The sequence below is a fragment of the Arthrobacter sp. genome, from assembly GCF_031179385.1.
GTDB lineage: Bacteria > Actinomycetota > Actinomycetes > Actinomycetales > Micrococcaceae > Arthrobacter_D.
The window spans coordinates 4,580-11,132 of sequence record NZ_JAPSHV010000092.1; the positions used below are offsets into that span (position 1 = coordinate 4,580).

Genomic DNA, 6,553 nt, shown 5'->3' on the forward strand with positions numbered 1-6,553 from the left:
AACCACTAAGCGGTGACCTGCCGCTTCGAAGAAATGACGCCGGTGTTGAAGCCGGCCAGGTTCAGCCCGCCGTGGAAGCGCGCGTGCTCGATCTTCACGCAGCGGTCCATCACCACGTTCATCCCTGCGGCCTCGGCGTCCCGGGCGACGTCCTCGTGCCAGGAACCGAGCTGGAGCCACAGGGTCTTGGCACCGACCGCTTTGGCTTCCTCGAGGACCGAGGGCAGATCGTCGTGCTTCCGGAAGACGTCGACGATGTCCGGCTGCTCCGGCAGGTCGGCCAGGGACTTGTAGACCGGCTGCCCGAGGATTTCGGTTGCGGTCGGGTTCACGAAGTACAGCCGGTAGGGCGCTGACGACTGCAGGTAGGTCGAGACGAAGTAGGACGCCCGGGAGGGCTTGTCCGACGCCCCGACAATGGCGATCGACGTGGCGTTGCGGAGGATGTTCAGGCGCTCCGGTGCAGAAGGGCCCTCCCAGGAACGTTCCTGCGTACTCATGCCTTCACTCCCTCGTTCTTGAATTCGAGCGCTTCTTCGAGGTGGGCGGGCGTTCCTGCCACCGCCGTATCCAGCGCCTGGTCGAGGTCCCACAGGATGTCCTCGAGGTCCTCCAGCCCCACGGAAATCCGGATGAGATCCTCAGGAATGCCTGCCGCCACGAGCTGCTCCGCGGACAGCTGCTGGTGCGTCGTGGAGCCCGGATGGATGACCAGTGTCCGGGCATCTCCAACGTTGGCCAGATGCGAGGCAAGCTGCAGCGACTCGATGAACTTCTGACCGGCCTGCCGCCCGCCTCTCACGCCGAAGCTGAAGACCGAACCGGGTCCCTGGGGCAGATATTGCTTCGCCCGCTCGTGGTGCACGTGCGAGGCGAGCCCCGCGTAGTTCACGTACTCGACCCGGGGGTCGTTGTCGAGCCACTCGGCCACGGCCTGCGCGTTGGCGACGTGCTCATCGACGCGCTGCGCCAGCGTCTCCACGCCCTGCAGGAGCTGGAATGCGGACGACGGCGACAGCGACGGCCCGATGTCACGCAACTGCTCGGTACGCAGCTTGGTGAGGAAGCCGTACTCGCCGAAGTTGGCCCACCACTGGATGTTTCCGTAGGACGGGACGGGCTCGGTCATGGTGGGGAACTTGCCGTTGCCCCAGTTGAACCGCCCGCTTTCGACGATGACGCCGCCCAGCGTGGTGCCGTGGCCGCCGATGAACTTGGTGGCCGAGTGGATCACGATGTCCGCGCCGTGCTCGAGCGGACGGATCAGGTACGGCGTGCTCAGGGTGGAATCGATGATCAGGGGAACACCGGCGTCGTGCGCTATCTTGGCTAGCCCGGCGATGTCGGCGATCTCGCCGCTCGGATTGGCGATGACCTCGGCGTAGACCGCCTTGGTGTTCTCCTGGATGGCGGCCGCGTAGTCCGCTGGATCAGTTCCCGGAACAAAGGTGGTGTCGATGCCGAAGCGCCGGAGCGTCACGTCGAGCTGGGTCACCGTGCCGCCGTAGAGCTGGGACGCCGCGACGATGTGGTCGCCGGCCTGGCACAGCGCTGCGAAGGTGATGAACTCGGCGCTCATGCCCGACGCCGTCGCGACCGCACCGATGCCGCCCTCGAGGGAGGCGATGCGCTCCTCGAACGCCGCGACGGTGGGGTTGCCGATGCGGGAGTAGATGTTGCCGTACTTCTGCAGCGCGAAGAGGTTCGCGGCGTCGTTCGTGTCCTTGAACACGAACGACGTGGTCTGGTAAATCGGCACCGCCCGGGCGCCGTGCGTGGCGTCAGGGGTGCCGCCGGCGTGCAGGGCACGGGTGCGGAAGCCGAAAGTGCGGTCAGCCATGGAATGGCCACCTTTCCTGGAGGGTGTATCTGGTTCTTCTCAAGTATTGCGCTATCGCGCGGCGAGCACGTCAGCGATCTTCGGAACGCAGCCTTCGTTCTGAAGGCTGGTGGTGTCACCGAGCGGCGTTCCCTCGTAGAGCTGCGTCAGCAGTCTGCGCATAATTTTCCCGGAGCGCGTCTTGGGAACATCCTCCACAACGACGACGGCGCTGGGCCTGGCAATCGGGCCGATCGCCTTCGCCACGTGGTTGCGGAGTTCGGTCTGCAGTGTGGCGCTGTTGCCCACGTCACCGTGCACGACGACGAACGCCGCGATCGCATGCCCGGTCACCTCATCGGTTACCGGGCACACTCCGGCCTCGACCACCCGCGGATGCGATACGAGCGCTGACTCGATCTCGATCGTGGAGAGCCGATGGCCGGAGACGTTGATGACGTCGTCCACGCGCCCGAGGATCCAGGTGTGGCCGTCGTCGTCGTACTTGGCGCCGTCGCCGGCAAGGAACCAGCCCTGCTCCGCGAACTTGCGCCAGTAGGAATCGAGGTAGCGCTGAGGATTTCCCCAGACGGTGCGGGCCATCGCCGGACCGTGGCGGTCCACCACGATGAGTCCCTGCTCGCCGGGACCGACCGGTTCGCCGTCGTCGTTCACGATGCGGGTGCTCACGCCGGGAAGCGCGCGGGAGGCACAGCCGGGTTTGAAGGAGGCATCGGTGGGGCGGGGGGAGAGGACCGTCGCGCCGGTCTCGGACTGCCACCACGTATCCACCATAGGGGCACTTCCGGAGCCGATGTTCTCCCGGAACCAGCGCCATGCCTCCGGGTTCGTGGCTTCGCCCACCGTGCCGAGGACCTTGATGGAGGAGCGGTCGTACTTGGCCGGGACGCCGTCGGGGAACCATCCCATCAGCGAGCGGATGAGGGTGGGTGCCGTGTAGTAGCTCGTGACGCCGTACCGTTCGATGATCTCGAAGTGGCGGCCGGGATGCGGAGTGTTGGGGGTGCCCTCGAAGATGACCTGGGTGGCGCCGTTGGAGAGCGGTCCGTAGATTTCGTAGGTGTGGGCGGTGACCCAGGCGAGGTCGGCCGTGCACCAGTGAATGTCACTGTCCCGCTTGGCCGGGTCAGGGTCGCTGAAGAGGTACTCGAAGCTCCAGGACGCCTGCGTCAGGTAGCCGCCCGTCGTGTGCACCAGGCCCTTCGGCTTCCCCGTGGTGCCGGAGGTGTACATGATGAACAGGGGGGTTTCGGCGTCGAAGGCCTCGGCCCCGTGTACGGGGGAGGCGGAGGCAACGGCGTCGTGCCACCACACGTCGCGGCCCTCGTGCCAGGCGATCTCGCTTCCCGTCCTCCGGATCACCAGAACGCGCTCGATCGCGTTGTTGCCGGCAACGGCGAGATCGGCGTTGGCCTTCACCGGAACCGCGGCTCCGCGGCGGTACTGCCCGTCCGTGGTGACGAGCAGCTTGGCGCCCGTGTCCTCGACGCGAAAGCGCAGGGCCTCCGCCGAGAAGCCGCCGAAGACCAGCGAATGCACGGCTCCGATCCGCGCGCACGCCAGGGTCACGACGACGGTCTCCACCAGGACAGGCAGGTAGATGACTACTCGGTCACCCTTGCCGATTCCCAACGCGGTCAGGGCGTTCGCCGCACGACTGACCTCTTGCTGAAGCTCGGAATAGGTGACGGTGCGCCGGTCTCCTGGTTCGCCCTCGAAGAGGAGCGCAGGCTTGTCACCGAGGCCGGCCTCAACATGCCGGTCCACGCAGTTGTAGGCCGCATTCAGTGTGCCGCCGGCGAACCACTCGATGCGCGGGACAGACAACTCACCGCCGGGACCGGGGCGTGCCGGCTCGAAGGTATGTGCCGTCTGCCATTCCGAGCTCCAGTGCAACCGGCGCGCCGCCTCCTCCCAGAACGCAACGCGCTCGGCTTCAGTGGCCAGATCCGGTTCGATCAGCTCAGGTTCGGTCAACTCGGCAGTGCTCAGGTCCAACGCCGGACCGCCCATCTCTCGGCGATGCCGAGCAGCGCGTCGGTGGTCTTGCCGATCACCGCGAGCAGGATGATTGCGAGGAAGATTCTGTCTGTCCGACCGTTGTTCGTCGAGTCGGTGAGGAGGAACCCGAGACCGAGCGACGAGGCAATGAGTTCGGCAGCCACCAGGAACAGCCAGGCCTGCGCGAGCGCCAACCGCAGACCGGAGAAGATCGCGGGAACGACGGCGGGAAGCTGCACGGTCGTGAGCAGCCGGAAACCCTTCAGCCCGAAGGCACGCGCAGCCTCCACGAGGTTCCGGTCGACGTGCCGCAGCGCGAGGTAAAGCGTGGTGAAGACCGGGAAGAAGGCGCCGATCAGGATCAGCGTGACCTTCGAGTCCTCGCCGATCTTCATCCACAGGATGAGCAGCGGAACCCACGCCAGTGAAGGCACAGCACGGAGGGCGCCGATCACGGGAGCGAGCAACACGTCGGCCAGCCGGGAGAGCCCCAGTAGTGCGCCCAGAGCCAAGCCGAGCGTGGCGCCGAGGGCAAACCCGATCAGTACGCGCTGGGTGGAGATGGCGATGTGGATCCACAGCTCACCGCGCTCAGCGAGCTCGACGGCGGCGTTCAGCACCGCCGTCGGCGGGGGAAGCTGCACCGCACTGAAGACGCCCACCACAGAATTCAGCTGCCAGGCACCGAGCACCAGGGCGGGAACAACAAGCCCCAGCAGCAGCCGGACCGGGCGGCGGCTCAGCAACCCGGCGGAAGTGTCCGCCGGCTGGAGCGGTGAGACGCCGTCGTCGTCCGCGGTGGTGAGGGTGTGGCCGGTAGCCTCCAGACCCTCCTTGCTGATGGGGGTGGCGTTCTCATGGATCATGAGGAGGCCTGAATCGCTTCGGGGTCGGCGTTGGAGACGTAGGAGTCATCGAAGAGGGTCTCGAGGGCCTCATCGATCTGCTCCTGCGAGGAGACGTCGCCGGTCTCGACGAAGTTCGGGCCAACCTTCTCGAGGACTGCACGCTGCGCCTCGCCCGGAGCAGGATCGACGTCGAGGTTGGTGCGCTCGATGATCACGGCCTTGGCAAGTTCGACGTCGATGCCGGCGACCTCGGCGAGGATCTCCGCCGTCTCCTCGGGGTTTTCCTTGGCCCACTGACGGGCCTTCTCGTACGCGTTCACCACGGTCTGGGCCAGCTCGGGGCTTTCGGTCAGGAACTCCTCGTTGGCGTTGAGGAATCCGTAGGTGTTGAAGTCGATGTTGCGGAAGAAGAGCTCAGCGCCCTCCTGCTCGGCCGATGCCATGATCGGATCAAGTCCGGCCCACGCGTCGACCGAACCGTTGTTCAGGGCAGCCCAGCCGTCGGCGTGCTGCAGGTTCTGCACGGTGACCTCGGAGGGGTCGATGCCCGCGGACTCAAGGGACTGGATCAGGAAGAAGTAGGGGTCAGTGCCCTTCGTGGCTGCGATCGACTTGCCCCGGAGGTCCTCAAGGCTCTCGATGCCGGTACCCTCGACGGTCACCATTGCCGACCACTCCGGCTGCGAGTAGATGTCGATGGTCTTGATGGGCGAGCCGTTGGACCGGGCGAGGAGGGCAGCGGATCCGGCGGTGGAGCCGACGTCGACCGCTCCTGCGCGCAGCGCTTCGTTGGCCTTGTTGGATCCGGCGGACTGGATCCAGTTGACGGTTACGCCTTCGTCTTCCAGCTCGGCTTCCAGCCAGCCCTGGTCCTTGATGACCAGGCTCAGCGGGTTGTAGGTGGCAAAGTCGATGTTCAGTTCGGTGGCCGATTCTCCGGATCCGGCTTCTTCGGTGGAGGCGGCGTTCTCGCCGGCGAGGCAGCCGGTCAGTGCGAAAGCGCTGCTTGCGGCGAGCGCTACGGAGACGACGGCGCGGCGGGTGAAGGGTGAGCGGGTGCGGATCATGATTTTCCTTTGCATGGACGGCAGCCATCGCGCGGACGGGCACGACGGCGGAACAAGTGGTGGGTGCGCTAGTGGCCTTTGACGCCGAGAGTGGCGAGCAGTGAGCTCCGCATTCGACCGAGCTCAGCCGAATTGCGGTCGCGGGGGCGCTCGCCCGGCACGGTGAGCACCTCGGTGACGGATGCTCCGGGGTGAGCCGGGTCCGCTGATTTGCCCAGCACGATGATGCGGTCAGCAAGCTGGAGGGCTTCGTCGACGTCGTGCGTGACGAGCAGGACCGTTGTGGGCTGCGCGCGGTGGATATCGAGCAGGAGGTCCTGCATCTTCAGGCGGGTCAGTGCGTCCAGCGCACCGAATGGCTCATCGAGCAGCAGTACACCTGGGTTGCGTGCGAGTGCCCGGGCCAGCGACGCGCGCTGTGCCATGCCGCCCGAGACCTCACGGGGGCGGTGCTCGGCGAAGTCGGCTAGCTCGACGAGACCGAGGAGCTCCGTGACTTTTGCCTTGCCGGTTGCAGCGCTGGTTCCCTTGGGCAGTCCGATTGCGATATTGGCACGCAGGGAGAGCCAGGGAAGGAGGCGGGGTTCCTGGAAGGCGAAGGCGCAGCGGTCGTCGATCCCGTTGACGGCGGTGCCGTCGATCAGAACCTTGCCGCCGGTAGGTGAGTCGAGGCCGGCCGCGGCCCGAAGCAGGGTTGATTTTCCGCAGCCGCTCGCTCCGACAATCGCCAGCACTTCACCGGCGCGAACCTCGAGGTTGATGTCCCTCAGGACCACATGCTCAGCGCTGCCGCTGCC

General features: G+C 66.2%; 6 protein-coding genes. All 6 read right to left on the reverse strand.

Annotated elements, in window-relative coordinates:
• Nucleotides 1-5: 5 nt before the first annotated feature.
• On the reverse strand, nt 6-500 hold the full coding sequence (locus RIF85_RS12075) for a CoA-binding protein (protein ID WP_309072148.1): 495 nt from the start codon (nt 498-500) through the stop codon (nt 6-8).
• Complete coding sequence (locus RIF85_RS12080) at nt 497-1,840, reverse strand: O-acetylhomoserine aminocarboxypropyltransferase/cysteine synthase (protein ID WP_309072149.1); 1,344 nt, start codon at nt 1,838-1,840, stop codon at nt 497-499. Before RIF85_RS12080 ends, RIF85_RS12075 begins: the two co-directional genes overlap by 4 nt.
• Before the next feature lie 51 nt (nt 1,841-1,891).
• Nucleotides 1,892-3,853, reverse strand: a complete 1,962-nt coding sequence (gene acs / locus RIF85_RS12085) for an acetate--CoA ligase (RefSeq protein WP_309072150.1) — start codon at nt 3,851-3,853, stop codon at nt 1,892-1,894.
• Nucleotides 3,829-4,707, reverse strand: coding sequence for an ABC transporter permease (locus RIF85_RS12090; RefSeq protein WP_309072151.1), 879 nt, complete (start codon nt 4,705-4,707; stop codon nt 3,829-3,831). Before RIF85_RS12090 ends, acs begins: the two co-directional genes overlap by 25 nt.
• Entirely contained in the window at nt 4,704-5,756 is a 1,053-nt protein-coding gene (locus RIF85_RS12095; protein WP_309072152.1) for an aliphatic sulfonate ABC transporter substrate-binding protein, read from the reverse strand. Before RIF85_RS12095 ends, RIF85_RS12090 begins: the two co-directional genes overlap by 4 nt.
• A gap of 68 nt (nt 5,757-5,824) precedes the next feature.
• Nucleotides 5,825-6,553: ABC transporter ATP-binding protein (locus RIF85_RS12100; RefSeq protein WP_309072153.1), on the reverse strand; the 729-nt coding region annotated here is incomplete at its 5' end.

What these genes read in the sequence shown, in the direction of transcription:
- RIF85_RS12075 (WP_309072148.1), bottom strand. Translation starts at nt 500, where the DNA reads ATGAGTACGCAGGAACGTTCCTGGGAGGGCCCTTCTGCACCGGAGCGC.
- RIF85_RS12080 (WP_309072149.1), bottom strand. Translation starts at nt 1,840, where the DNA reads ATGGCTGACCGCACTTTCGGCTTCCGCACCCGTGCCCTGCACGCCGGC.
- acs (WP_309072150.1), bottom strand. Translation starts at nt 3,853, where the DNA reads ATGGGCGGTCCGGCGTTGGACCTGAGCACTGCCGAGTTGACCGAACCT.
- RIF85_RS12090 (WP_309072151.1), bottom strand. Translation starts at nt 4,707, where the DNA reads ATGATCCATGAGAACGCCACCCCCATCAGCAAGGAGGGTCTGGAGGCT.
- RIF85_RS12095 (WP_309072152.1), bottom strand. Translation starts at nt 5,756, where the DNA reads ATGATCCGCACCCGCTCACCCTTCACCCGCCGCGCCGTCGTCTCCGTA.